19 protein-coding genes, 1 other RNA gene and 4 pseudogenes are annotated in these 25,869 nt (G+C 68.4%); 15 read left to right on the top strand and 9 right to left on the bottom strand.

Annotated features, from left to right (window positions below; all coding sequences use genetic code 11):
* The first annotated feature begins 24 nt into the window (after positions 1-24).
* From ACRRRO_RS16890 to ACRRRO_RS16875, 4 genes and pseudogenes are all read left to right on the top strand, one after another.
* A pseudogene (locus ACRRRO_RS16890) lies at positions 25-1,505 on the top strand (leucyl aminopeptidase).
* Between the two features lie 121 nt (positions 1,506-1,626).
* On the top strand, positions 1,627-3,012 hold the full coding sequence (lpdA, locus tag ACRRRO_RS16885) for a dihydrolipoyl dehydrogenase (RefSeq protein ID WP_424796051.1): 1,386 nt from the start codon (positions 1,627-1,629) through the stop codon (positions 3,010-3,012).
* Positions 3,013-3,037: 25 nt separating this feature from the next.
* Complete coding sequence (gene sucB / locus ACRRRO_RS16880; RefSeq protein WP_424796050.1) at positions 3,038-4,951, top strand: 2-oxoglutarate dehydrogenase, E2 component, dihydrolipoamide succinyltransferase; 1,914 nt, start codon at positions 3,038-3,040, stop codon at positions 4,949-4,951.
* 62 nt (positions 4,952-5,013) lie between these two features.
* Entirely contained in the window at positions 5,014-5,910 is an 897-nt protein-coding gene (locus ACRRRO_RS16875; protein ID WP_424796049.1) for a TIGR01777 family oxidoreductase, read from the top strand.
* On the opposite strand, the gene ACRRRO_RS16870 is transcribed toward ACRRRO_RS16875, so the two are convergent.
* Positions 5,911-7,332 (bottom strand): serine/threonine-protein kinase, encoded by a 1,422-nt coding sequence (locus tag ACRRRO_RS16870; RefSeq protein WP_424796048.1) that lies wholly within the window; start codon positions 7,330-7,332, stop codon positions 5,911-5,913.
* Between the two features lie 116 nt (positions 7,333-7,448).
* Between ACRRRO_RS16870 and ACRRRO_RS16865 the strand changes: the two genes are divergently transcribed.
* Positions 7,449-8,159: a DUF4191 domain-containing protein gene (locus ACRRRO_RS16865; RefSeq protein WP_424786090.1), complete on the top strand. Its 711-nt coding sequence runs from the start codon at positions 7,449-7,451 to the stop codon at positions 8,157-8,159.
* 130 nt (positions 8,160-8,289) lie between these two features.
* Here the strand turns inward: ACRRRO_RS16865 and ACRRRO_RS16860 are convergent, their stop codons facing one another.
* Positions 8,290-8,670: an RDD family protein gene (locus ACRRRO_RS16860; protein WP_424796047.1), complete on the bottom strand. Its 381-nt coding sequence runs from the start codon at positions 8,668-8,670 to the stop codon at positions 8,290-8,292.
* 191 nt (positions 8,671-8,861) lie between these two features.
* Between ACRRRO_RS16860 and glnA (ACRRRO_RS16855) the strand changes: the two are divergent.
* The 3 genes and pseudogenes from glnA (ACRRRO_RS16855) to ACRRRO_RS16845 all read left to right on the top strand — a co-directional run bounded on the left by glnA (ACRRRO_RS16855) (position 8,862) and on the right by ACRRRO_RS16845 (position 11,888).
* A pseudogene (gene glnA / locus ACRRRO_RS16855) lies at positions 8,862-10,285 on the top strand (type I glutamate--ammonia ligase).
* A 111-nt stretch (positions 10,286-10,396) separates the two neighbouring features.
* Positions 10,397-11,329, top strand: a pseudogene (locus tag ACRRRO_RS16850) (FAD-dependent oxidoreductase); the annotation flags it as partial.
* Positions 11,330-11,444: 115 nt separating this feature from the next.
* Positions 11,445-11,888, top strand: a complete 444-nt coding sequence (locus ACRRRO_RS16845; RefSeq protein WP_434081601.1) for a hypothetical protein — start codon at positions 11,445-11,447, stop codon at positions 11,886-11,888.
* Between the two features lie 17 nt (positions 11,889-11,905).
* On the opposite strand, the pseudogene ACRRRO_RS16840 reads toward ACRRRO_RS16845, so the two are convergent.
* Together ACRRRO_RS16840 and glnA (ACRRRO_RS16835) are read right to left on the bottom strand one after the other, a co-directional pair.
* Positions 11,906-14,954: pseudogene (locus ACRRRO_RS16840) on the bottom strand (bifunctional [glutamine synthetase] adenylyltransferase/[glutamine synthetase]-adenylyl-L-tyrosine phosphorylase).
* Positions 14,955-15,027: 73 nt separating this feature from the next.
* Complete coding sequence (glnA, locus tag ACRRRO_RS16835) at positions 15,028-16,362, bottom strand: type I glutamate--ammonia ligase (protein ID WP_424786095.1); 1,335 nt, start codon at positions 16,360-16,362, stop codon at positions 15,028-15,030.
* A 106-nt stretch (positions 16,363-16,468) separates the two neighbouring features.
* Between glnA (ACRRRO_RS16835) and ACRRRO_RS16830 the strand changes: the two genes are divergently transcribed.
* Entirely contained in the window at positions 16,469-18,112 is a 1,644-nt protein-coding gene (locus tag ACRRRO_RS16830; RefSeq protein WP_424796043.1) for an NAD+ synthase, read from the top strand.
* 9 nt (positions 18,113-18,121) lie between these two features.
* A complete protein-coding gene (gene panB / locus ACRRRO_RS16825) occupies positions 18,122-18,976 on the top strand; it encodes a 3-methyl-2-oxobutanoate hydroxymethyltransferase (RefSeq protein WP_424796042.1) in 855 nt (284 codons plus the stop codon).
* Positions 18,977-19,002: 26 nt separating this feature from the next.
* Here panB and ACRRRO_RS16820 read toward each other — a convergent pair whose 3' ends face one another.
* Both ACRRRO_RS16820 and ACRRRO_RS16815 read right to left on the bottom strand, forming a co-directional pair.
* Positions 19,003-19,458: an N-acetylmuramoyl-L-alanine amidase family protein gene (locus ACRRRO_RS16820; RefSeq protein ID WP_434080618.1), complete on the bottom strand. Its 456-nt coding sequence runs from the start codon at positions 19,456-19,458 to the stop codon at positions 19,003-19,005.
* A 366-nt stretch (positions 19,459-19,824) separates the two neighbouring features.
* On the bottom strand, positions 19,825-20,055 hold the full coding sequence (locus tag ACRRRO_RS16815; RefSeq protein ID WP_424786099.1) for an SPOR domain-containing protein: 231 nt from the start codon (positions 20,053-20,055) through the stop codon (positions 19,825-19,827).
* An 85-nt stretch (positions 20,056-20,140) separates the two neighbouring features.
* On the opposite strand from ACRRRO_RS16815, the gene ppgK reads away from it, so the two are divergent.
* Both ppgK and ACRRRO_RS16805 read left to right on the top strand, forming a co-directional pair.
* On the top strand, positions 20,141-20,950 hold the full coding sequence (gene ppgK, locus ACRRRO_RS16810; protein WP_424796040.1) for a polyphosphate--glucose phosphotransferase: 810 nt from the start codon (positions 20,141-20,143) through the stop codon (positions 20,948-20,950).
* Positions 20,951-21,103: 153 nt separating this feature from the next.
* Entirely contained in the window at positions 21,104-21,364 is a 261-nt protein-coding gene (locus tag ACRRRO_RS16805) for a hypothetical protein (protein ID WP_424796039.1), read from the top strand.
* A 52-nt stretch (positions 21,365-21,416) separates the two neighbouring features.
* Here ACRRRO_RS16805 and rnpB read toward each other — a convergent pair.
* Positions 21,417-21,781: RNase P RNA component class A (gene rnpB, locus ACRRRO_RS16800), an RNA gene on the bottom strand.
* 132 nt (positions 21,782-21,913) lie between these two features.
* Here rnpB and ACRRRO_RS16795 point away from each other — a divergent pair.
* Both ACRRRO_RS16795 and ACRRRO_RS16790 read left to right on the top strand, forming a co-directional pair.
* Positions 21,914-22,444, top strand: coding sequence for a pyridoxamine 5'-phosphate oxidase family protein (locus tag ACRRRO_RS16795; RefSeq protein ID WP_424796038.1), 531 nt, complete (start codon positions 21,914-21,916; stop codon positions 22,442-22,444).
* A 46-nt stretch (positions 22,445-22,490) separates the two neighbouring features.
* Positions 22,491-22,991, top strand: coding sequence for a GyrI-like domain-containing protein (locus tag ACRRRO_RS16790; protein WP_424796037.1), 501 nt, complete (start codon positions 22,491-22,493; stop codon positions 22,989-22,991).
* A 28-nt stretch (positions 22,992-23,019) separates the two neighbouring features.
* Here ACRRRO_RS16790 and ACRRRO_RS16785 read toward each other — a convergent pair whose 3' ends face one another.
* Both ACRRRO_RS16785 and ACRRRO_RS16780 read right to left on the bottom strand, forming a co-directional pair.
* On the bottom strand, positions 23,020-24,186 hold the full coding sequence (locus ACRRRO_RS16785) for an aminotransferase class V-fold PLP-dependent enzyme (protein ID WP_424796036.1): 1,167 nt from the start codon (positions 24,184-24,186) through the stop codon (positions 23,020-23,022).
* Positions 24,183-25,301 carry a tryptophan 2,3-dioxygenase family protein gene (locus tag ACRRRO_RS16780; RefSeq protein ID WP_424796035.1) on the bottom strand — a complete coding sequence of 373 codons (1,119 nt, stop codon included), beginning with the start codon at positions 25,299-25,301 and terminating at the stop codon, positions 24,183-24,185. The genes ACRRRO_RS16785 and ACRRRO_RS16780 overlap by 4 nt, the downstream gene beginning before the upstream one ends.
* Before the next feature lie 161 nt (positions 25,302-25,462).
* On the opposite strand from ACRRRO_RS16780, the gene ACRRRO_RS16775 reads away from it, so the two are divergent.
* Positions 25,463-25,816: a cupin gene (locus ACRRRO_RS16775; RefSeq protein WP_424786106.1), complete on the top strand. Its 354-nt coding sequence runs from the start codon at positions 25,463-25,465 to the stop codon at positions 25,814-25,816.
* Positions 25,817-25,869 lie beyond the last annotated feature (53 nt).

The raw sequence follows: 25,869 nt of genomic DNA, 5'->3' as shown, positions 1-25,869 counted from the left end.
GCACAGTAGTCGCTGGTCGGTACCATGACGTACGTGACTGAACTGACGCTGACTTCCAAGAGCCCTGTCCGCCTGCCTGCCGACGCCCTGGTGATCCCGGTGTACGAGAATGGCGGATCCGCCTCCCTGCTGGCCAACCCAGCCCTGGATGACCAGGTGCGCGCCGCGCTCGCCGGCACCATCGAACTGCTGGACATCTCCGGGGAGCCGGGCAAGGTGACCCGCGTGCCCGCCCCGGAGCAGCTGGCGGCAACCACCGTGGCGTTCACCGGACTGGGCGAGGTGGATGGGCAGCCCGATGCCGAGCAGATCCGTCGCGCCGCCGGTTCCGCGGTGCGCGAACTGGAGGGCGCCAAGAACATCGCCCTCCTCTTCGGGCTGGAGGACGCCGAGTCCACCGGCGCCGTCACCGAGGGGGCCCTGCTCGGGGCCTACCGCTTCACGCGGTACAAGAAGGACGTGCCGACCCCTGCCCAGATCGTGGTGATCTGCGGAGCCGCCAAGCAGAAGGCGGTCAAGGACGCGGTGGAGCGGGCACGGATCCTCGCCCAGGGGGTCAACGCCACCCGGGACCTGGTCAACACCTCCCCGAAGGACCTGTACCCGGAGTCCTTCGCCGAGACCGCCCGCGGCCTCGTCAAGGGCACCAAGGTGGGGATCGAGGTGCTGGATGAGAAGGCTCTGCGGGCCGGCGGCTACGGCGGGTTGCTCGGCGTGGGCCAGGGCTCGGACCGCGGGCCCCGGCTGGTCACCCTGACCTACAAGCCGGCCAAGGCCAAGACCCACTACGCCCTGGTCGGCAAGGGCATCACGTTCGACTCCGGCGGTCTGTCGATCAAGCCCGCCAAGGGCATGGAGACCATGAAGTTGGACATGGCCGGCGCCGCCGCCGTGCTGCACACCGTGCTGGCGGCCGCCGAGCTCAAGTTGCCGATCGCCGTGACCGGTTACCTGGCGCTGGCCGAAACATGCCCTCAGGCACCGCCCAACGGCCCTCGGACGTGATCGAGATCCGCGGCGGTAAGACCGTGGAGGTCCTCAACACCGACGCCGAGGGCCGGTTGGTGCTTGCCGATGCGCTGGTCGCCGCGACCGAGGCCAAGGCGGATCTGATCGTGGACATCGCCACCCTCACCGGTGCTCAGATGGTGGCCCTGGGCAACCAGGTCAGCGCCGTGATGGGCACCGACGACGCGCGCGAGCAGGTGGTGGCCGCAGCCAGCACCAGCGGTGAGCAGTTCTGGCCGATGCCGTTGCCGGGTGAGTTGCGCCCGTCGCTGAAGTCGACCGTGGCCGACCTCGCCAACATCGGGGACCGCTTCGGTGGGATGCTCACCGCCGGGCTGTTCCTGCAGGAGTTCGTCGGCGACACCCCGTGGGCGCACTTGGACATCGCCGGACCGGCCTTCAACGAAGCCTCTCCCCGCCACTACGTTCCCAAGGGCGGCACCGGGGTGGGTGTGCGCACGATGTTGCGCCTGCTCGAGGACGCCGCGAACGCCTGAGCCGGCCCGGGGCGCATCCGATCGGACCGCACCGGCCGGCTCGATTGGGGCGAAGGCCCAACCAGTGCCAAGATGGTGGCACCCCGCGCCATTCGGTACCGACGCGATCGAGGAGCAGCCCGTGAACGACGAGGAGTCCGTCCCGTACGACCTCATCGTGCTCGGCGCCGGTAGCGGCGGTTACGCAGCGGCTCTGCGCGGAGCCCAACTCGGACTGTCGGTAGCCATGGTGGAGGTCGACCGGGTGGGCGGAACGTGCCTGCACCGCGGCTGCATCCCCACCAAGGCGCTGCTCCAGTCGGCGCACGTGGCCGACGTGGTGCGCCAGGGCGAGGACTTCGGTGTGCTCGCATCGCTCCAGGGGTTGGACATGGCCGTGATGCAGCACCGCAAGCGGACCGTGGTGGACCGGATGTACAAGGGGCTGCAGTCGCTCGTGTCGGCCCGCAGCATCGAGCTCATCCCAGGTCGGGGCATGCTCACCGATGCCAACACCGTGATGGTCAACGACGCGCCCGTGCGGGGCCGCCATGTCGTTGTCGCTACCGGTTCCCGGCCAGCCAGCCTGCCCGGGGCCTCCCTGAGCGGACGGGTGCTGAGTTCGGACCAGGCGCTGGAACTGGAGTGGATCCCCAGTTCGGCGATCGTGATCGGTGGCGGGGTGGTGGGTGTCGAGTTCGCCAGTATGTGGCGCTCGCTCGGCACCGAGGTCACGGTGGTGGAGGCCCTGCCCCACCTCCTACCCGGTGAGGACGAAGACCTGAGCAAAGGGCTGCGGCGGGCGTTCAAGAAGCGCGGGATCACCGTCCGGACCGAGGCCCGGGTAGAGCACGTGGACGATCAGGGCGACCAGGTCTCCATCACCTTGGCCGACGGCACCGAGGTCACGGCCGAGGTGCTGCTGGTCAGTGTGGGCCGGACACCGGTGACCGCTCACCTGGGGCTGGAAGACGCCGGGGTGGACCTCGCAGACGGTTTCGTCGCCACCGATGAGCGACTGCGCACGAGCCGCAAAGGGATCTACGCCGTCGGGGACGTGGTGCGCGGCGCGCAACTAGCCCATCGCGCATTCGCCCACGGCATTTTCGTCGCCGAGGAGATCGCGGGTTTGCGCCCCGTGCCGGTCGCGGATGACACCATTCCCCGGGTGACCTATTCCGACCCCGAGGTTGCCGCCGTCGGCCTGACCGAGACACAGGCCCGGCAGGAGCACGGCGAGGAGTCGGTGCAGACCGGTGAGTTCAACCTCGCCGGCAACGCACGCAGCCAGATCCAGGGCGTACAGGGGCTGGTCAAACTGGTGCGGGTGAACGATGGACCGATCGTGGGCGCCCATCTGATCGGTCAAGGTGTGGGCGAACTCATCGGTGAAGCGCAGTTGATGGTGGGCTGGCAGGCATACCCTGAGGACGTGGCACCGCTCATTCACGCTCACCCCACACAGAACGAATCGCTCGGCGAGGCGGCGCTGGCTCTGGCCGGTCAACCCTTGCACTCGAATCACTGACCCGACGAAGGAGACTGAGAAGGTCATGTCCGAATCCGTGCAGATGCCCGCTCTGGGCGAGAGCGTTACCGAAGGCACTGTCACTCAGTGGCTGAAGTCCGTCGGTGATGAAGTTGAGGTGGACGAGCCCTTGCTGGAGGTCTCCACCGACAAGGTCGACACCGAGATCCCCTCGCCCGTGGCCGGAGTGCTGGAGAAGATCCTGGTCGAGGAGGACGAAACCGTCGAGGTGGGGGCCGAACTGGCCGTCATCGGCAGCGGTGAGGGTGCCTCAGGCGGGGACGACGCCGAGGAGGGCGCCTCCGACGACGAGGGTGCCTCCGAGGAGGAGAGCCCGGCCGACGCCGGGTCCGACGAGGATGAGGCCCCGGCCGCCGAGGAAGAGCCGGAGCCCGAGCCCGAGCCGGAAGCCGACGACAAGGGTGGGGAGTCCGACTCCGCACCCAAGTCGCAGGACTCCGGTGGCGGCGGTGAGCGCACCGCCGTCAACCTGCCCGAACTGGGCGAAAGCGTCACCGAGGGCACCGTCACCCAGTGGCTGAAGTCCGTGGGCGATGAGGTCGAGGTGGACGAGCCGCTGCTGGAGATCTCCACCGACAAGGTCGACACCGAGATCCCCTCGCCCGTGGCCGGCACACTGCTGGAGATCGTGGTCGAGGAGGACGAGACCGTCGAGGTGGGCGCTGCGCTGGCCTACGTCGGCTCCGGTGACGCCGGCAGCGACTCCGGGGCCGAGGCGCCCAGTGAGAGCGCTGAGCAGCCCAGCGAGCCCGAGCAGGACGAGAAGCCCAGCAAGCCCGAGCAGGGGGTGGACGCCTCCGGGGGTTCCGACGCCGCGGAGGCCGAGGGTGAGGAAACACCGGAGACCGGTCAGGCCCAGATCCCGGAGGACGTCGAACCCGAGCCGGAGAAGTCCGAACCCGAACCGGAAACGCCCGAACCAGCCAAGTCCGAGCCGGCGCCCAAGCAAGAGGACGCTCCCACGGCGGACTCGGGCGATGAGCCGGTCGCCTACGTGACCCCGCTCGTGCGCAAACTCGCTGCCGACAAGGGCGTGGACCTGGCGGACGTGAGCGGCAGCGGCGTCGGTGGGCGCATCCGAAAGCAGGACGTGCTCGACGCCGCCGAGGCGGCGGCCAAGGCCGCCCAGGCCAAGGAAGAGGAGCCGAAGGAGGCCCCGGCGGAGAAGAAGGCCGAGCCGAGCGCGGCTGGGGAGGTCTCGCCGCTGCGCGGCACGCGGGAGAAGATGTCCCGGTTGCGCAAGATCGTGGCCAAGCGGATGGTGGAGTCCCTGCAGGTCTCGGCCCAGCTCACCACCGTGGTGGAGGTGGATGTCACCAGGGTGGCGCGACTGCGGGACAAGGCGAAGGCGGAGTTCCAACGCCGCGAGGGCGTCAAGCTCACCTACCTGCCGTTCTTCACGCTCGCGGCGACCGAGGCGCTCAAGACCTACCCGAACCTGAACGCCTCGATCGAGGGTGAGGAGATCGTCTACCACGGCGCCGAGAACGTGGGTATCGCGGTGGACACCGAGCGCGGCCTGGTGGTGCCGGTGGTCAAGGACGCCGGTGACCTCAACATCGCCGGGATCGCTCGCAGCATCGCGGACCTGGCAGACCGCACCCGGGCGAACAAGATCACCCCGGACGAGTTGTCCGGCGGGACCTTCACCATCACCAACACCGGGTCGGGTGGTGCGCTGTTCGACACCCCGATCCTGCTGCAGCCGCAGGTGGGCATCATGGGCATCGGCACGATCGTCAAGCGCCCCGTCGTGGACGTGATCGACGGTGCCGAGGTGATCGCGGTGCGGTCAATGGTCTACCTGTCGCTGTCCTACGACCACCGACTGGTCGATGGCGCCGACGCCGGGCGCTTCCTGACCGCCGTGAAGAACCGGTTGGAGGAGGGCGCGTTCGAGGCCGCTCTCGGTCTCTGACCGCCCAACCGATGCCGGCCCAGCCGGCCGCCGAGGGCCCCGACCGGAAAGGACGCTGAATTGTGAGCGTAACCGTCCTGGCCGGGGCCTCCGGCTTCCTGGGCTCGGCACTGGCCCACGCCCTGACCGAACAGCGCCACACGATTCGCCAACTGGTGCGCCGCCCCGCCCGCGGCCCCGACGAGGTGCAGTGGGATCCCGACGCGGGCGTCCTGCCGCAGGCTGCCTTGGAGGATGCCAGCGCCGTGGTGAACCTGGGTGGGGCGGGCATGGGCGATCGTCGTTGGAACGCCCGCTACCGGCGGCTGATCATCACCTCCCGGGTGCATGGCACGGCACTACTGGCCAACGCCCTCGCCGAGCGCGCGCGCGGTGGGGAACGGATCCGGTTCCTGCAGGCCTCCGCGGTGGGCTACTACGGCGACGGTGGAGAGCAGGAACTCACCGAGGACTCCCCCAACGGGGAGGGATTCGTGCCGAGCGTGTGCCAGGCGTGGGAGGCAGCGGCGGACCCGGCGGTGCGGGCCGGGGTACCGGTCGCGTTCCTGCGCACGGGGCTGGTGCTGGACCCCGCCGCGGGGGCGCTGGCCCGAATGATGCCGCTGTTGCGCCTCGGACTCGCCGGACCGTTGGGCTCGGGACGCCAGTGGTGGGCATGGATCACCCGCGCCGACCATGTCCGGGCGATGGTGCACCTGCTGGGCTCGGGGGTGACCGGACCGGTGAACGTGTCCGCGCCCACGCCCGAACGCAACAAGAACGTCACGACGACGCTGGCCCGCCAGCTCGGCCGGCCGGCGTTCGTCCCGGCACCGGCCTTCGGGATCCGATTGGTGCTGGGTGAGTTCGCCCGCGAGATCACAGCATCGCAGCGGATGGTACCCCGCGTCCTGGTCGACGACGGATTCACGTTCACCGCTCCCACGATCGCCCTCGCTGCCGAGCAGCTGCTGGGCTGATCAGCACCGGCCCACCTGCGCCACCTGCCAACCGTCGCTCCCGGCTCGCAGATCCAAGACCACGCAGGTGCGTTCGGCGCGGACGGTGGCGGTGCCCTCCGGCGTGGTGAGCCTGTGCTCGCGCGTGTGCAGAACCGCCCGTACCGACGCCGATGCCGCGCCTTCGTCGTCGGCCGGTCCCGGCCACGGGCTCGAGGCGTCCCCGGCTTCCTGCGCCCCGGCACCCCCGGTCGCGGGAGTGGTGATCTCCTCGGCACGGACCACCTCGGTCGCCAGCCCCGTCACCTGCACGTCTCCCTCATTCAGCGCATCGGCCAGGGCCGAGTCCTGGGCGGCTGCGGGCGACCCGGGGATGGTCAGCCTGGTGAGGGCGCGGGAATCGGCGGTGTTCAGGGCCTCGTCCCGTGCCAGGGTCAGCGCCCGGACGGCCGCGACCGGATCACCCGCTGCCTCGACACGATCGATGTGCTCGCCGGGACGTGCCGCCTCTTGCGTGGTCGTGGACATACCGATGGGGGTGACCGTCTCCTCCGCATCCGCCCCGGGCAGGGTTGTGGTGCGCGGCAGCATCCAGACCAGGCCCACGGCCAGCACGACGGCGAGCAGCACGGCGACCACCACCCGGCGGCTACCGGTATCGGCCCGGTGGCGCGGTCGGTGATCGTGTCTGCGGCGGGTCACGTCTCGCTGGGCGTGCTCCCGCACGCTCACGCCGGCCAGGGAACGCAGGTCCGGGACGCTGACGGGTGCGACGGGATAGTTGCCCAGGGTCGCGTGGAGCTCCTGCGCGGTGCAGCGCTGGTGCGGCTCGGCGGCCAATGCCGGGGCGAGCCGTTCCCGCACGTGGGTCTGGTGGTGCTCGGGCACCAGCCAGGCCACCAGCCTGGCCAGGGCGTAGATGTCGGCAGCCGCGGTCGGTACCTCGCCCCGATCCTGTTCCGGGGCGGCGAAACCCCCGGTCCCGATCTCTCGGGAGGGTTCCCCGGCCAGATCCACCAGGACGGCTCCCTCCCCGGGGCTCAGCACCACGTTGGCCGGGGAGACATCACCGTGGATGATCCCGGCTTCGTGCAGCGCTACCAGCGCCGAGGCGAGTTGTGCACCGATGCCGGTGGCTTCGTCCACACCGAGGCCACCCCGCCCCACTCGCAGGGTGGCCAGGGTGGGTCCTGGGACGGCCTCGGTGACCAGGGCTGCCTGCGCAGGCCCGGTGCTGATGACTTCCCGCAATCTGACCAGGTGCGGGTGCTCTACCCCGGCCAGCCGTTCCAACCGGTCCAGCCGGTGGCGGTGCCGCTCGGGAGGTACCTGCGCCAGCATCCGTACGGCCACTGCGTCCCCGTCATCATTGCGTGCCAGCCAGGTGGCGCCGTCGGCGCCGAAGCCGATCGGGCCGTTCATCCGGTAGCCGGGGACCTGCATGCTGCTCAGGCAACCACAATCGGTGCCGTCCCCGTTCCGGTTATCCACAAGTAGTGAGCGGACCTCACTAGCGCCGCGCCCGGCCGGGCTCCGCGGAGCACTAGGCTGGGGGCATCATGGCCAAGAAAGACGCATCCGATAAGACGCCGAAGGTGAAGAAGCGGCGCTGGTACCACCAGCTCTGGGAGATCTTCACGATGGTTCGCAAGGCGCGACCGTCGATCACCTGGTGGATCCTGCTGATCATCGTGGGCGGCACCGCCGTCGGCGCCGTGCTGGGGCAGTTGATCGGATTCCCGATCTACGTCCCGGTGCTGGTGTTCCCCTTCACCCTGCTCGGGGCGATGTTCCTGCTCTCCAGATGGGCCGAGTCGGTGGCCTATGGGCGGATCGAGGGCCGGCCCGGCGCGACCGGCTCCGCGCTCGGCACCATCCGTCGCGGCTGGAACATCGAGGAGGAGCCGATCGCGGTGGATCCGCGCAGCCAGGACCTGGTCTTCCGCGCCGTAGGCCGTCCCGGTGTGGTGCTGATCGGAGAGGGCCCGCCGCACCGGCTGAAGCGGCTGCTCGAGGCCGAGCGCCGCAAGGTGGCCCGGGTGCTGCCGAACGTCCCGATCATCCTGCTGCAGTGCGGCCGCGAGGAGGGCCAGATCCCGCTGCCCAAGATCGCCAAGAAGGTCCAGCGGCAGAAGCCGAAACTGACCAAGGTCGAGGTGGCGGAGGTGTCCAAGCGGCTGCGGGCACTGCGCTCAGGCCGCCTGCCCATACCCAAGGGCGTCGACATCACCAAGATGCGGCCGGACCGCAAGGGGATGCGAGGCAGATAACATCGCGCAGGCGGCCGGGATCACCAGCGAGGCGACTCCTCGTCGTCGGTCCTGGCGCGCTACCTGTCCGGACTTCGCCTGCGACCCGCCGGCCGTTCCCCCCTCGGTCGCGCACCTGTTGGCTGCGACCTCAGCGCAACGGCACGATGTGGGTCCCGGACCAGCGTTCGTGCAAGCCGCGGCCGTGCGCATCGGTGACGATCGGCGGGAACAACAGGCAGAGGGCCACCGTGCGGATCAGGGCGCGCCGGAATCCGGGTGTGGTCCCCTGCTCGGTCCGGGTGGCCACGCCCACCAGTCGGTGCCCGATGGTGGTGCCCAGGGTGGCCTGCAGCACCCACGTGGTGACGGCGAAGATCACCAGGTTCGCCAGCGGATCCCCTGCGAAGAACACCAGCGCGACGGCCATCGAGGCGAACCAGTCCACCAGGATCGCCAGCACCCGACGGCCCCAGAAGTTCCGCGCCGGGGGGCGCTCCAGGTTCTGATGCTCAGTAGGCTCGCTCGTCACCGCTCCACGGTAGTACGACCCCTCCGGCTACCTCCTCCACCTGCACGGACCCGGCAGATTGACCCGACCAACCTCAACGCCACGCCTGCTATACCTAAACACCGCACCATGTGAATATAATGCCCAAGCCATAACACTCGCATTGCCGTAAAGCACCCCGTATGGGTCTCATCAATCAAGGAGAAGCCCGCATGTTCAGCAGCGCTGAAGAAGCCATCGCATTCACCAAGGACGAAGGCGTGGAGTTCGTCGACGTCCGGTTCTGCGACCTGCCGGGGGTGATGCAGCACTTCAACATCCCGGTGGAAGCGTTCGAGGAGGGCGCCTTCTCCGATGGCCTGATGTTCGACGGGTCCTCCATCCGTGGGTTCCAGGCCATCCATGAGTCCGACATGAAACTGGTCCCGGATGTCTCCAGCGCATTCGTGGACCCGTTCCGGACGCACAAGACCCTGGTGGTCAACTTCTCCATCGTGGACCCGTTCACCGATGAGCCCTACTCCCGCGATCCCCGCAACGTCGCCGCCAAGGCCGAGGCCTTCCTGAACTCCACCGGAATCGCCGACACGGTCTTCTTCGGGCCGGAGGCGGAGTTCTACTTGTTCGATGACATCCGCTACGGCACCACCCAGCACTCCGGCTTCTATCACATCGACTCCGTCGAAGCAGCGTGGAACACCGGTCGCGAGGAGGAGGGCGGCAACCTCGGCTACAAGACGCGCTACAAGGGCGGGTACTTCCCGGTGCCGCCGAACGACCAGTTCGCCGACCTGCGTGACTCCATGGTCTCGATGCTCCGCGAGGTCGGGTTGGTCCCCGAACGCGCCCACCACGAGGTCGGCACCGCCGGACAGCAGGAGATCAACTACAAGTTCAACACGCTGCGTGCTGCAGCCGATGACCTGATGAAGTTCAAGTACATCGTCAAGAACGTCGCCTGGCACAACGGTAAGTCCGCTACGTTCATGCCCAAGCCCCTGTATGGGGACAACGGGTCCGGTATGCACTCCCACCAGTCGCTGTGGAAGGACGGCGAACCGCTGTTCTTCGACGAACAGGGATACGGCGGCCTGTCGGACACCGCCCGCTGGTACATCGGCGGGCTCCTGTCCCACGCACCGTCGTTGGTGGCCTTCACCAACCCGTCCACGAACTCCTTCCGCCGCTTGGTCCCCGGCTTCGAGGCACCGGTGAACCTGGTCTACTCGGCCCGCAACCGCTCGGCCTGCATCCGCATCCCGATCACGGGTAGTTCCCCGAAGTCCAAGCGCGTGGAGTTCCGCGTGCCCGACCCTCAGCGAACCCGTACCTGGCGTTCTCGGCGATGCTGATGGCCGGTCTGGACGGCATCCGCAACCGCATCGAACCCCCCGAGCCCATCGACAAGGACCTGTACGAACTGCCGCCGGAGGAGCACAACGCGATCGCCCAGGTTCCAGCCTCCCTGGAGGGCGCCCTCGCCGCACTTGCCGATGATCACGACTACCTCACCGAGGGCGACGTCTTCACCCCGGACCTGATCGAGACCTGGATCGAATACAAGCGCACCGAGGAGATCGATTCGTTGCGCCAGCGCCCCCACCCCCACGAGTTCGCCCTGTATTACGACCTGTGAGGAGTGAGCGCAGCGAGCCCCGCACACAGGTCGCGACCAAGCACCACCTGTGAGGAGTGAGCGCAGCGAGCCCGCTGCCTGACCGCGCGGAGCGCCGTGACCTGGACCATCATGGGGTGGGAGCACCCCTTGGAGGCTGGCGATGCCAGAGCACAGAACCTACGACGTCGTCGTGGGGGGGCCGGCCCGGTCGGTGAGAATGCCGCCGACCGGGCAGCCCGGTCCGGCTTGAGCGTGGCCGTGGTGGAACATGAGTTGGTCGGCGGCGAGTGCTCCTACTGGGCGTGTATGCCGTCCAAGGCACTGCTGCGACCGGGTGCGGCGCTGGCGGCTGCCCGATCGGTCCCGGGGGCCACGGAGGCGATCACCGGCGGGGTGGACGTGCGGGCAGCGCTGGCCGGCCGTGATGAGTTCACCCAGCACTGGGACGATGCGGCCCATGTGCAGTGGCTTGCCGATGCCGGGCTGGATCTGGTCCGGGGGCACGGCAGCATCGACGGGGTCCGCCGGGTCCGTGTCGGTGGCAGCGGTGGTGCGGATGACCTCATCCTGCAGGCCAACCACGCCGTGGTAGTCGCCACCGGCTCCGGTCCTTTCGTCCCGGATCTCCCGGGCCTGCGGAGCGCCGGTCCGTGGACGAATCGGGAAGTCACTGAACTACGCGAGGTGCCCGACTCCGTGGCGGTGATCGGTGGGGGCGTGGTCGCCGCCGAGATGGCGACCGCGCTGGCGGATCTGGGTTGCCAGGTCACGATGCTGGTGCGGGGCGGCCGGCTGCTGTCCGGTACCGAACCGTTCGCCGGCGCCGCAGTCGCGGAGAGCCTGGGCGCTATGGGTGTACGGGTGCATCTGGATACCTCCGTGACCGGTGTGCAGAGAACCGACGACGGCGTGCTGCTGGATACCGATGCTGCCGGGCGGGTCCGGGCTGCTGAGGTTCTCGTAGCCACCGGGCGCCGGCCGCGCACCGGTGGCCTGGGCCTGGACAGCATCGGGTTGGCCGAGCACGAGACACTCGCCACCGATGAGACCGGGCGGGTTCGCCGCATCGAGGGCGACTGGCTGTACGCCGCCGGGGACGTCACCGGCGCCACACACACCACCCACCAGGGCAAGTACGTCGCCCGGGTGGTCGGAGACGTGATCGCCCACCGGTTCGGTGCCGCCGAGCCCCGGCGCCGGCTCCGACGCCGAGCCGGTCGCTCCATGGAGCCCGCTGCGGGCCAGATCCGCCGGCGCAGGGGAGCCCCAGGTGATCTTCACCCGCCCGGAGGTGGCCGCCGTGGGGTACACCGAGGAACAGGCGCAGCGAGCAGGCTTGACCACCGAAGTGGTGACGGTGGGGATGGACCAGGTCGCCGGAGCCTCCCTGGCGGGTGCGGGCCAGGCCGCAGGCAGCGGTGCTGCCCGCCTGGTGATCGATCCGGAGCGCCGAGTGGTGGTGGGCGCGACATTTGTGGGCCCGGCTGCGTCCGATCTCCTACACGCCGCCACCATCGCCGTGGTGGGACAGGTGGGGCTGGATCGGCTATGGCATGCGGTCCCCGCCTTCCCCACGATCAGTGAGGTGTGGCTGCGGCTCCTGGAGGAATACGGGCTCTGACCGCGACGGCGGCCGGCTCAGCCGAAGAAGAGGCGCTCCACCACCGTGCGGCATCGTCGGGAGGCGCGCGCGTAGCCAATCGGCTTCCAGGTCCGTCGCGTGACCGGGGCTGTATCCCATCAATCGAGAGGCCACGGTCAGCTCCTCACCAGCGGGAAACACGTCGACCCGCTGCAGATTCGGCCGGCCGGTGGCCAGCACGTTCGCGTTGCGCAGGCGTGAGGCCAACTCCCAGGCCTCGCGCATCCTGGCTTCATCGCCAGGGCTGATCAGGTCCGCGTCCCGGGCGGCCCGCAGCGGCCCGAGCGTCTCGGTCTCGCGCAGGCCCGAGACAGCGTGGCCGTGCTGGAGTTGGAACAACTGCACCGTCCACTCCACGTCGGACAGGCCACCGCGGCCCAGTTTCAGGTGGTGGGCGGAGGAGACCCCCCGGGGCATTCGCTCATCCTCCACCCGGGCCTTGATCCGGCGCAGTTCGCGCACCTCGGACCCATCCAGGCCTCCCTCGGGATAGCGCAACGGGTCGATCATGTCGGTGAAGGCTCGCGCGAGCTCGCTGTTGCCTGCCACCGGGGGCGGGCGCGTAGCAGCGCCTGGCGCTCCCACCCCTGGGCCCAGCGCTGGTAGTACTCGGCGTAGGAGGACAGTGTGCGCACCATCGGCCCGTTCTTGCCCTCCGGGCGCAAGGCGGCGTCGACCGGTAGTGCTGGTTCGGACTCGGTTGAACCGAGCAGGCTGCGGACGCGACCGGCAACGGTCAGGGCCCACTTCTGGGCCAACTGCTCATCGACGCCCGGGTGCGGCTCGTGGACGAACAGTACATCGGCATCGGAGGCATACCCCACCTCCTGGCCACCGAGGCGGCCCATCGCCACGATGAGGAATTCGCCGGGGTCGGTCTCCAGGCCCATCTGCGGTGCGGTTTCCAGTGTGGCGATCCGTAGTGCACCTCGAAGGGCGAGATCCGCCGCGGGGGCGATGATCTCACTCATCGCCTCTACTCGTACGCCGTGCAACACGTCCGCGATCGCGCCCCGGGTCAGCTCCCGCCGACGGATGTAACGCACCGTTCTGGTGGCGCCCTCCGGGTCCTCCCGTCGCTGCAGCATCGCGTCCAGGCTCTGCCAGAGCGACTCCAGTGAACGGGGGCGCAACTCGGCGTCGTCGCCCAGCCAGGCCACCGAGTCGGGTGAGCGGATGAGATTCGCGGCCACGTACTTACTACCCGAGAGCAACTGGGCCAGGCGCTTACCGGCCACGCCCGAATCGCGCAGCATCTTCAGGTACCAGTGGGTGGCACCCAGTTCCTCGGAGAGTTTCCGGAAGGACAACAGTCCCTGGTCCGGATCGGCGCCCTCGGCGAACCAGCCCAGCAGCACCGGCAGCAATTGCCGTTGGATCTTGGCGCGACGGGAGTACCCGGTGGACAGCGCGGCGATGTGCCGTAGCGCACCGGCAGGGTCGCGGTAGCCGATCGCCGCCAGGCGGGCCGCGGCCGACTCCGGTGAGAGCCCCGCCTCATCGGCCGACAGCCGTGCTGTGGCCGGAAGCAGCGGCCGGTAGAACAACTCCTTGTGCAGTTGTCGCACCCGCACCCGCGTGGTGCGCCACCGCTCGGTCAACTCCTCCACCCCGGTGCCGCCGTGTCCCAGCGACCGGGCCAGCCGGCGCAGATCCTCCTCCGCAGTGGGAAACAGGTGTGTTCGTCGCATCCGGTGCAACTGGATCCGGTGCTCCAGGAGCCGGAGGAAGCGGTAACACTCCCCCAGTTCCACAGCGTGATCGCGGCCCACGTACCCAGCCGCGGACAACTCGGCCAACGCCTCCAGGGTGTTGGCCGAGCGCAGGTCGGGATCCAGACGCCCGTGCACCAACTGCAGCAACTGAACGGTGAACTCCACGTCCCGCAGCCCCCCGCGGCCCAGCTTGATCTGCCGGTCCGCCTCCGCGGCAGGTACGTGCTCCTCCACCCGCGACGCATCGCCTGGGAATCCTCCACGAAGTTCTCCCGGTTCACCGCCTCCCACACCATCGGTGCCAGGGCCTCCACGTACGCCCGGCCCAGCTCGGCATCCCCGGCCGCCGGGCGTGCCTTGAGCAGGGCCTGGAATTCCCAGGTCTTCGCCCACCGTTCGTAGTAGGTCACGTGCGAGGCCAGCGTGCGCACCAGCGGCCCGTTCTTACCCTCCGGCCGCAGGGCGGCATCAACCTCCCACAGAGGTGGCTCCTTCGCCGGCCGCGAGCACATCTTCGCCAGCGCGGCGGCCAGTTTGGCGCCGACCCGCACCGCGTCGTCCTCGGTGCGGTCCCCGGCCGGTTCCACCACGTAGATCACATCCACGTCGGAGACGTAGTTGAGCTCGCGCCCCCCGGACTTTCCCATTCCCAGCACCGCGAGGCGGACATCGCGGGCCTGGTCCCCCAGTTCGGCCCGGGCCAGCGCCAGCGCGCCTTCCAACGCGGCGGCGGCCAGGTCGCTCAATGCCGCTGACACCTGGGGCTGCAGGGCCTCGGGATCCGGCGCGGTCAGGTCCTCGGACGCGATCAGCATGAGTTCGCGCCGGTAGGCACGCCGCGCCAGGAATCCAGTGCCCCCTCCCCCGGGCTGGCGCCCACGGGGACCGCATCGTCGGGGTCGGCGCCGGCTGCGGTGAGTAGTCGCCGTCGGACCCGCTCTGCGGGCATCTGCAATCTCTCACCGGCGCCGCTGAGCATCTGCACCGCCACCGGGTGCGCCACCAGCCAGTCCCCCAGAGCCGCCGACCCACCCAGCACGGCGAGCAATCGCGATCGCACCGGCGCTGCCTCCGAGAGCAGCTCATACAACGGTTCCCGCTCGGCCGCCGCCTCGACCAGCCGCACCAAACTGAGCAGGGCGAGATCCGGATCCGCCACCCTGCCCAGTTCGGCCACCAAATCAGCCAGGGCACCGGCGTCGGGCGCGGAAGGTTCCGCGCCACGCTCCAGCAGCGGTGCCAGTACCGGGTCTGCGAACAATTGCCGGGCACGCCCGATATCGGTGAACCCTGCACGCGCCAGCAGCCGCGTGGGCGACTCCGTGCGCATCACATCTCCTTATCCACCGGGGCAGGCGATCGGTCCCGTGGCGATGACGCCGACGAGCCGATACTGCCCCCGGTCAGATCAGCCCGATCCGGGACAACTCGAACGGGCTGACCTGGGCCCGGTAGGCATCCCACTCGTGGTACTTGTTCTCCAGGAAGTACTGGAACACCGACTCCCCGAGTGTGTCGGCCACCAGTTCGGAGGACTCCATCACCCGGCAGGCCTGCTCCAGGCTGCCCGGCAGCGGATCGATCCCGAGGGCTCGGCGTTCCCCGTCGGACAAGGCCCAGACGTTGTCCTCGGCCTCCTCGGGCAGCTCGTACTTCTCCTGTACCCCCTTCAGGCCCGCGCGCAACAGCACCGCGAAGGCCAGGTATGGGTTGGCGGCGGCGTCCAGGCCGCGGTACTCGGTCCGCACCGACTGGCCCTTGAGGGGTTTGTACATCGGCACCCGCACCAGCGCCGAACGATTGTTGTGACCCCAACAGACATAGCTGGGTGCCTCGCGCCCACCCCAGAGGCGCTTGTAGGAGTTCACGAACTGGTTGGTCACCGCCGCGATCTCGTGACTGTGCCGCAGCAGTCCGGCCATGAAGGAGCGCGCGGTGGGCGAGAGCTGGTACTCGGCCCCCGGGGCGTGAAAGGCGTTCACATCGTCCTCGAACAAGGACAGGTGCGTATGCATCCCGGACCCGGGCTCGCCCTGAAGCGGTTTGGGCATGAAGGTGGCCTGGAAATCTCGTTCCAGGGCCAGTTCCTTCACCAGGGTCCGAAACGTCATGATGTTGTCCGCCGTGGACAGGGCATCGGCATAGCGAAGGTCGATCTCGTTCTGACCCGGGCCGGCCTCGTGGTGGGAGAACTCCACCGAGATGCCCATTGACTCCAGCAGCGAGATCGCCTCACGTCTGAAGTCGTGCCCCTTCTGGCCGCGCGCCACGTGGTCGAAGTACCCGGCAGTATCCACCGGCACCAGCGGTGCGGTCTCGTCCTCGTTCAGGTGGAACAGGTAGAACTCGATCTCGGGGTGGGTGTAGAAGGTGAATCCGTCCTCGGCGGCCACGCCGAGAGCGCGCTTGAGGACAGCTCGTGGGTCGGCCGGCGCCGGCTCCCCCTCCGGGGTGAGGATGTCGCAGAAGATCCGTGCGGTGTGCGGGCTGTCCCTGCCGGGAAGCAACTGGAAGGTCGAGGCATCCGGCCTGGCCAGCATGTCCGATTCGGAGATCCGGGCCAGGCCCTGGATCGAACTGCCATCGAATCCGATGCCCTCGCTGAAGGCGTTCTCCAACTCCGCCGGCGCGATCGCCACCGACTTCAACGTGCCCAGCACGTCGGTGAACCACAACCTGATGAATCGGACGTCTCGTTCCTCCACCACCCGCAGGACGTGCTCGGCTTGCTGGTCCATCGTTGGGGCACCTCCACTCGGATCGGGCCGCCCGCCCGGGTCGGCCACCGTGCGGGTTTACATCATGGCAGGTCATCGCGGGTTCATGCGTTCTACGATGGGCCGCATGAGTGCACTACGCGTCGCTATGGCCCAGGTCAATCCGACTGTGGGGGACCTGGACGGCAACGCCGCCCTGGTGCGTGCCCACACCGCCACGGCCGCCCGCCAGGGCGCCACCGTGGTGGTCTTCGGGGAGATGGCCCTGACGGGTTACCCGATCGAGGACCTGGCGCTGCGCACGTCCTTTCGCGAGGCTGCCCAGGCCGGCGCGGCCGAGTTGGCCCGGGACCTGCAGGCCGACGGTTTGGGCGAGGTCGCCGTCGTCGTCGGGTCCCTGGGCTCCGCCCCCGACGGCCGGCCTACGAACACCGCCCTGGTGCTGCATCACGGCGGGATCGAGTACACCTACACCAAGCAGCACCTACCCAATTACGGGGTGTTCGATGAGTACCGCATCTTCGCACCCGGGACGCAGGCGGGGATCATCCGGGTCGGTGCGCACCGGCTCGGTCTGGCGATCTGTGAGGACATCTGGCGCGACGGCAACGTCATCGGGGACCTGGCCGGAGCGGACCTGGCCGGGTTGCTGGTGCTCAACGGCTCCCCGTACGAACGGGGCAAGACCGATCAGCGCGCCGAACTGGTGGGCCGGAGAGCCGGTGAGCTCGGCTGCCCGGTGGTCTACGTCAACCTGATCGGCGGTCAGGACGACCTGGTCTTTGACGGCGGCTCCTTCGCTGTGGATGCCGGTGGGCAGGTCCTGTCCCGGGCCTCGATGTTCCGTGAGGAGGTCGTGACCGTGGATCTGGCCGGGGGTCCGGGGCAGGCTGTGGCGCCCGCAGGTTCGGACCCGGATCAGATGTACCAGGCTCTCGTGCTCGGCCTGGGTGACTACGCGCGCAAGAACAACTTCGCCTCGGTGGTGCTGGGCCTGTCCGGCGGCATCGATTCGGCACTCGTGGCCGCGATCGCAGCCGATGCACTCGGCCCTGAGGCGGTGGTGGGGATCTCGATGCCCTCGGCCTACTCCTCGGAGCACTCCCGCGACGACGCCGCCGACCTGGCCCAGCGGTTGGGCATGCCGGAGCAGAACTTCCGCACGGTTGGCATCGTCGACCTCTTCGATGCCTTCCAGGCTCAACTGCGCCTGGAGGGGGTGGCCGAGGAGAACCTGCAGGCCCGCATTCGGGGACTGATCCTGATGGCGGTGTCCAACAGCGAGCATCATCTGGTGCTCGCGCCGGGGAACAAGAGCGAGCTCGCGGTGGGTTATTCCACCATCTACGGCGACGCGGTGGGCGGGTTCGCGCCGATCAAGGACGTATCGAAGTCGCGGGTGTGGGAACTGGCCCGCTACCGCAACGAACGTGCCCGCCGGGACGGGCAGGTGGAACCGATCCCGGAGAACACCATCACCAAGGAACCCTCCGCCGAATTGCGCCCCGATCAGCGCGACACCGACTCCCTGCCCGACTACGCCGTCCTCGACGCGGTGCTGGAAGCGTATGTGGAGCGGAACCAGAGCCGTGCCCGACTCGTGCAGGAGGGATTCGCGGTCGAGGTGGTCGACCTGGTGGTCAGGCTGGTGGACCAGGCGGAGTGGAAGCGCCGTCAGTATCCCCTGGGACCGAAGGTGACCTCGATGGCCTTCGGCCGGGACCGACGGTTGCCCGTCACCGGCGGCTTCCGGGAGCAAGCACCCCGGTAGGCTGGCGTCATGCCTGAGCCGACCGAGCCCACCTCTGCCCTGCCCGCGGTGAACGCCCGACGCCCCAGGCGGGTGCGGGTGCAGCATCTGGAGGCCGCCAAGGCAGCCGGTGAGCGACTGACCATGCTGACCGCCTACGACGCGATGACTGCTCGGATCTTCGACGAGGCCGGGATCGACATCCTGCTCGTGGGTGATTCCATCGGCGACAATATGCTCGGCCACCCCAATACGATCCCGGTCACCATGGACGAACTCATCCCTGCCGTCCGGGCGGTGACCCGGGCCACCGCGCGCCCCATGGTGGTGGCCGATCTGCCGTTCGGCTCCTACGAGGCCTCTCCCACGCAAGCGTGGGAGTCCGCCGTGCGCATGCTCAAGGAAGGCGGAGCACATGCGGTGAAGATCGAAGGAGGACGACGGGTCGCCGCCCACGCCAAACTCCTCACCGACGGCGGCATCCCCGTCTTCGGGCACCTGGGTCTGACGCCGCAGTCGGAGAACATCCTGGGCGGCAAGCGGGTGCAGGGACGTGGTGAGGACGCCGCCGGGGCGCTGCTGGCCGACGCGCTGGCCCTGCAGGAGGCCGGCGTGATCGGTGTGGTGCTGGAGATGGTGCCGGCCCCGGTGGCGCAACGGATCAGTGACCAGTTGCGCATCCCCACCATCGGCATCGGTGCCGGTGCGGGGTGTGACGGCCAGGTGCTGGTCTGGTTGGACATGGCCGGTATGGGTTCCTGGGCGCCGCGATTCTCCAAGCAGTTCGCCCAGATCGGCACCGAGTTGAAGCACGCGGCCCAGGCCTACGCCGCTGAAGTCCGGGACGGGTCGTTCCCGGCGGCCGAGCACACCTACTGGGAGTAGAGCCTACCGGCTCGGACCTCCGGGGCTCAGTTCCGACCGGCGTCGAGGCCCTCGTGCCAGAGCAGCACGCCCTCGGCCAGTGCCTCGGCATAAGCGAGTCGGCCCTGCGCCGAGGTCATCAACTCCGCATCGGCCGGGTTCTGCATCTCGCCCAGTTCCACCTGCACCGCGGGACGTCGCGCAAAGTTCAGAGTCGCCAGGTCGGAGCGTTCGGCGATGGCGTCGTCAAGCCCGGGGTGTGGCTGTAGGCCGGCCGCACCCATGCCCTCGACGACGGCTTCGGCGAGCTGCCGGCTGGGCCCGTCCTGGGACGGCGAGAGCGCCGGGTCAGCCACCGCCACGTGGAACCCGGATCGGGTGCGGTCCTGGTTGCTGCTGGCGTGCAGCGACAACAGGATGTCAACGTCGTTGTCCTCGGCGAACCGCCCGCGCACGTCCACGCACGGCCCGATGCTGTGGTCGTCGGTACGCGTGGACAGCACCGTCGGCCCAGGTACTCCAGCCGCTCGGTCAGCACCTGCGCCACGTCGTAGGCGAGTTCGTGTTCGGTGTACCCGTCCATGGTGGAGGTTCCGAGCGTGTCACAGGTCGTGAAACCGCCACGGCCGTCGGAGACTCGTTGGGAGATGGCGCGCAGATCGCCGAAGTTGCCGCCGTTGTGCCCCGGGTCCAGTGCAACCACCACGCCCTGGAGGGGGCGAGTCCACTTGCTGTACCGATTCAGGTCCAGCCCACCGTCATCGCCGGGGTCGGCGAGCGCGGGCGCGGCAAAGCCGAGACCGAGCACCAACGCGCACAGCAACGCGATGGCCCGACCCAGCCTGGGCATCCCGTCCCGGTCGGCCTGATTACACTCCGTCATCATCCTCACCTTCGGCCCAGGCGCGCTCACGCTCCTCCTCGGCCTCCCACTCAGCGTTACGCTCCCGTGCGATCTTCAGTGCACGGGCGGCTTCCTCCGGTGTGTCATAGGGCCCCATTCGGTGGCTTACGCCACTGACATAGCCCTGTTCGACCTTACCGGTGCTGACGTTGAAGTAGTACTTGCGTTCCACGGAGTCGTCTGCGTGCTCAGCCACGACCGACCTCCTTTGATGGCAAGCTAGATTATGGCATGGACCGGCGATGCCTGGATAGCGTTTGCCACGCACGCTCCCTTCACACGTGAGCAAAGGAACCGACAAGGCCACCATGAACCTCTCCATGGAACATTCCCTCGAGGCGGACGCCATCGGCTTCGGTATCGACATCGGCGGTTCGGGAATCAAGGGCGCTCCCGTCAACCTGAACACCGGCAGGTTCCTGACGGACCGGTTCCGCCTCCCCACCCCGAAGGAGTCCACACCCGAGGCGGTGGGGCTGATCCTGAGGACGATCGTGGAGCGATTCGACCTGCCCGAGCAGGTTCCGGTCGGAGTGACCTTTCCGGGCGTCGTCCAGCACGACGTGATCGCGACCGCGGCGAACATGCACTCCGACTGGGTCGGCACCAACCTGGCCGAGGTGGTCGAAACCCACACGGGCCGCGCAGCACACATCATCAATGACGCGGACGCCGCCGGGTACGCGGAGATGCGGTACGGGGCTGCCAAGGATGTGCCCGGGGTGGTGCTGGTGCTGACGCTGGGCACCGGGATCGGTAGCGCGCTGATCCATAACTCCGTACTGGTGCCGAACACCGAACTGGGCCACCTGATCATGGACGGCGACAGCGCCGAGAAGATCGCCTCCTCCGGTGTGAAGGACAAGATGGGGTGGTCCTATGAGCAGTGGGTGGTGAACCTGCAGCGCTACATGACCCACGTCGAGTTGCTCTTCTCCCCGGACCTGTTCGTCTTCGGTGGTGGAGTCAGCAAGGACCACAAGAAGTTCGTGCCGTTGCTGACCACCAATGCCCCGATCGTGCCGGCTCACCTGAGGAACAAGGCCGGCATCATCGGGGCGGCGATCATGGCCGCCGAAGCAGAGGCCTGAGGAACTCTGCCGCACTACCCGCAGCGACGGGTTGGGCGGGCGCCGGTGTGAGGGGCTCCCTGATCCCGCCGTAGTCCCCGGTTGGTAGACTGCGGCGCCGCGGAGCCGCTGCTCCGCTGATCAGGGGTCAAATACTCTCAGGGGGCAGTGCTAGTGAAGCGTTCCATCCGCAACGTGATCTCGGTGATGCTGGCCGCGATCCTGCTCGCGGCGGCTTGTAGCAATCCGGACGAACCTGCCGAACCGCCGATGCAGCATCCGCAGACTCCTCCCGATTCCGGCGATGACGCCGCGGCCGGAGAACGACGCAGCCCGGACGCCCACGATGAGGAACCGGACCGGAGCGCCGAGGTCGATGCCGTGGTCGCGACCACGACCCTGTGGAGCGGCATCACCGATGTGCCGGTGGAGTAGCACGCCCGGTCGCTGCACAACGGAGCGGGCCGGAACCAGGTGGCTCGGAGGGCGGATGAGTCGGCCGGTACGCCGGGTTCTGTCGCCGGGGCGTGCGCCCGGGGGCGGCCATCCATCTAGGACCTGCGTTACCGCAGGCCTCCAGCGACCTACCCGGAAACTCGGGCGGGCAGCCCTCAGGTGTTTCCTGTCTGGTCTTGCTCCGGATGGGGTTTACCTAGCCACACCGGTCACCCGGTGTGCTGGTGGTCTCTTACACCACCGTTTCACCCTTACCGCATCAAGATGCGGCGGTTTACTTTCTGTTGCACTGTCCCGCGGGTCACCCCGGGTGGGCGTTACCCACCATCCTGCCCTGTGGAGCCCGGACGTTCCTCGGTACGGATCTCTCCGCAACGCGACCGCCTGGCCGACTCATCCACCTACATTCTATTCGACCGAACAGCCCAGCCACGTCGGCCGGCTCGGGCTTGTTCTCGTCAGTGCGATGAGTTCTGCCCCGTGCCAGGGTCAGTACCACATCACCCCATCACAACGCGGAGGACCTGGATGAACGAATCGACGCCCGCACCCGAACTCGACCGCCGCTACTCCGATGCCGATGCCCGCCCTCCGTCCTGGCGTGAGGTGAGCGCGGTGTTGCAGGAACGGCAGATGTTCTGGCTTTCCACGACGCGCGCGGACGGGCGACCACATGCGGTGCCGTTGCCGGCGATCTGGCACGAGCGGGTCCTCTACTTCGCCACCGGCGTCACCGAGCAGAAGGCAGTCAACCTGGCCCGCTCCCCCACCTGCGTTCTGAGCACCGGAACCGCTGATATGAACTCCGGGCTGGACGTAGCCGTGGAGGGCGACGCCGAGCGCGTCGCCGACCCCACCACGCTGCACCGGCTCGCGGACCGCTGGCTGGCCGAGCTCGACTGGCCCTACGACGTGGTGAGCGGCGGTTTCGCCCACCCGGGGAGCGACCCGGAGCCCGGAACCGAACCGGTTCTGGTGTTCGCTGTCCGGCCCACAAAAATTCTCGCGTTCAGCAAAGGCACGCCGTTCAGCCAGACCCGATTCCGGTTCCCGGGCTGATTCCGCCCGAGCCATGAGCGCTCCGACTGACCCGAGGGAGCAGATCATGCGGTTCACACAACCAACGATTGCCCAGCGCGATGAGCAGTACTACGTGGGAGTCCGCACCCGGGTTCCCATGCAGGAACTGGGCTCGGTGATACCCCCGTGCGTGGACGAGGCGGCGGCATGGCTGGCGACGCGGGGAATGGAGGCGACCGGAGCCCCCCTGGTCCGCTATCACGTCATTGATATGGACACCGACCTCGACATCACCGTCGGTTTTCCGGTGCCCGGGCCTGAGCGGGGCGATGAACGCATCGTCGCCGGGGTGCTGCCCGCGGGGCGGTACGCCTCGTTGCTCTTCACCGGTGTGGAGAACGGTACTCAAGGGAATGGGGCGCTGATCGATTGGATCGCGCGACAGGGACTCCGGATGGATCGCGAGGAGGGCAAGGATCGGGATGTCTTTGGCGGACGCGTCGAGTCCATGCTTGATGGACCGGACGATGACCCCGACCCATCGCACTGGCGAACAGAGGTGGCGATAAGGCTGGCGGACGATTAGCGCAACCGAAGCATAGAAGCTCAGCGCCTCAGACCCTGCCGAACTCCTTGATCAGCCGGTCCACGTCCTCCTCGTCGTGGTACACCCCCAGTCCCAGGCGCAACCGGTCGGCGCGGTGATCCACCAACACACCCCGTTCGGCGAGGGTGCGTGCGATCTGGCCCGCTGCCGGGGTGCGGTAGGTGAGGAAGTGCCCACGGTCGCACCCGGCCGCTGGGATGAGTTCGGCTCCGGCGAGGATGCCCGGATGCTGCACCAGGCCGGCCAGCACCCTGTCCTGCAGTCCGGACACGTGCCCGTGGATCTCGGCCACGCCCACGCCGAGGTCGTCGAGCCAGCGCTGCACCGCGTTGAACCGGAATAACCCCGAGGGGTCGAACGTGGATCCCGCCAACCGTTGCCCGCCCCGGGCATACGTGACGCCCCTCGATCCCGTGCCCGGGCTGTCCGCTAGGTGATCGAAGGCGGCGAACCAGCCGGTGTTGACCGGTCGCTGCGCGTACCCGGGAGGTGCGTTGACGAAGCAGACCCCCTCCCCGGCCATGGCGTACTTGTATCCCCCGGCCAGATAGAACGCCCGGTCCTCGATCGGGGTGACCGAGGTGGGCAGCGCCATGAACGCGTGGTAGCCGTCGACGACGACGAAGGTGCGCTCGTCCGGTACCGCGGACACGATCTGGGCCACATCGGGCACGGCGTAACCAGAACTGTAGAAAACATGGGAGAACAGGATCAGATCGTGCTCGGGCCCCATCGCGTCGACGAACCGCTCGGGGAACGTGTGCAACGGTTCGGCCGGCACCCGCTCCACCAGAGCCAGGCCAGCCTCGGCCCATCTGTCCAGTTGCCGGGTGGCGCTGTGGAACTCGGCGTCGGTAGTCAGCACCCGCATCGGCATGGGTAGCGCCGAGCAGATCCGCAACAACAGTTCGTGGGTGTTCTGGGCGAAGGCGATCTCATCGGCATCGCTCAGGCCCAGCCGGCCGGCCACGTGGCGCCTGGCCTGCGGCAGTTCGGTCTCCAGCACCGTGGCCCACTTGCCGTCCAGATCCCTGGCTGCCACGTCCCAGGCGCGCAGGTGTGCCTCGCGCGTCACGTCCGGCCACGGGTGGTGGCTGTGCGCGGCCAGGTGCAGCACCCCGGAGCGCAGGGCAGCGTTGAAGTGCTCGGCGAGGCTCTTTCGCCCGCCGATCATCCGCCGTCGTCCTCGAACTGGAACCGCAACTGGGCCGAGACCTCCCTCGGAAGCCGTGGCAGGGCCGAGCGGGGCACGTAGTAGGTAGGTAGGTCGAACAGGTCGTTGAACACCCGGTGCCGGTTCGCGGCGGCGGCCAGGTAGGCGTGCCCGGAGGTGCCACCGGTGCCGATCTTTCCGCCGATCATCCGGTGCACCATCACCGCGTGGCGCTGGCGCCACGTGGTGAAGCCCTCGTCGACGTCCACCACCGCGCGCAGAACCCGGAACGGGATCTGGAACAGGGGCTCGTCCCGGTACAGGTTGATCAGCAGGGCCGCCAGGAAGGCATCGCGGGACAGATGCCGTTGCCCTCGGTCCTGCAGTTCGGCGTAGCGGTCGGCGTCGAACAGGGTCTGGAAGGAGTCAGCAGTGGCGTCCAACGAGGCCAACTGCTCGGCACGCCCCTCCTCGGTCAGGCTCTCCAGATTCCGGATCGCGTCCCGTTCGGCTGCGAGCATGGTGTCGACCGCCCCGGCGTAGGCGGACCAGAAGTCGAAGTCACCGAACCGCAGGAACGGGGTCCGTGCCAGCCACTCGTCCAGTCCGGCGCGCAGGGTCGGGGCGGCCTCGGCATCGGCGAGCAGTTCGGCGTGCTCGGCCGACAGCACCGCGGTGTAGGGCGAACCGTGGATCTTCAGCCGTCGTTTGACGTCCAGGCCAAGCCGGTTCTCGATCAACCGGAACTGCACGCTCTGGAAGCCCGAGGCGGGCACCAGTGCGTCCCGGAAGTCCAGGAAGTCCAGCGGGGTCATGGTCTCCAGAACGGTCAGTTGCTCCAGCAACAGCCGCTGGATCGCGGTGATCCGTTCCAGCCGGTCGGCCACCTGTCCCATCGCATGCTCGGGTATGTGACCGGCGTTCATGATGTGCACGGCGTCGTCGAGTTCGTGCAGGATCTGCTTGAACCACAGTTCATAGGCCTGGTGCACCGTGATGAACAACAACTCGTCGTGGGCGCTGCGCCCGCCGACGTCACTGCGCGGGTTCTGGGCGCTGAGCAGATGCTCCAGGCCCAGGTAGTCCCAGTAATACAGCGCGCCGCCGTCGGTGGTCGCCCGGGCATCGGAGGTCATGCCACCAGGGTGACACCTGCTGGGGTGGCGCGGGCGGTATTCGGACTGCCCATCGCGCCGGTTCGGGCGACCCGGTCACCAGATGGCGGCTTCATCGGGTGCACCCGAACCCCGCTACCGGGATAGGCTCGTGGAGTCGGAGGACGACATCTGGAGGCATCGTGGCCAACTTGGACGATCTGTGCACCACCCACGTGGAAGCGGCCCGGGCTGACCCTCATGGGCGCAGTGCCGAACTGATCGTGCGCGACGGATTCCTACGACAATCCGTGATCGCCATGTGCACGGGCACGGAACTCGCCGAGCACAACTCCCCCCACGCTGCCAGCATCCAGGTGCTCACCGGGCGCGTTCTGGTCACCAGTCTGGGTGAGCGGGACGTCGAGGTCGCCGAGGGGCACCTGCAGGTGCTGACCCATGAGCGGCACGCGGTCCGGGCACTGACGGACTCGGTGTTCCTGCTCACCACCGTCACCAGTGTGGGCCAGCAGGACGGACCCGAGCGCGGGATCTAGCCGAGCGCGGGTCTAGGCCAGGGCCGGTTCGCCCGGCGACTTCGGTTGCGGGC

Source organism: Sanguibacter sp. Z1732 (genome assembly GCF_051020515.1).
Lineage (GTDB): Bacteria > Actinomycetota > Actinomycetes > Actinomycetales > Beutenbergiaceae > CALKWS01.
This window is presented reverse-complemented; position numbering and strand designations above follow the sequence as displayed.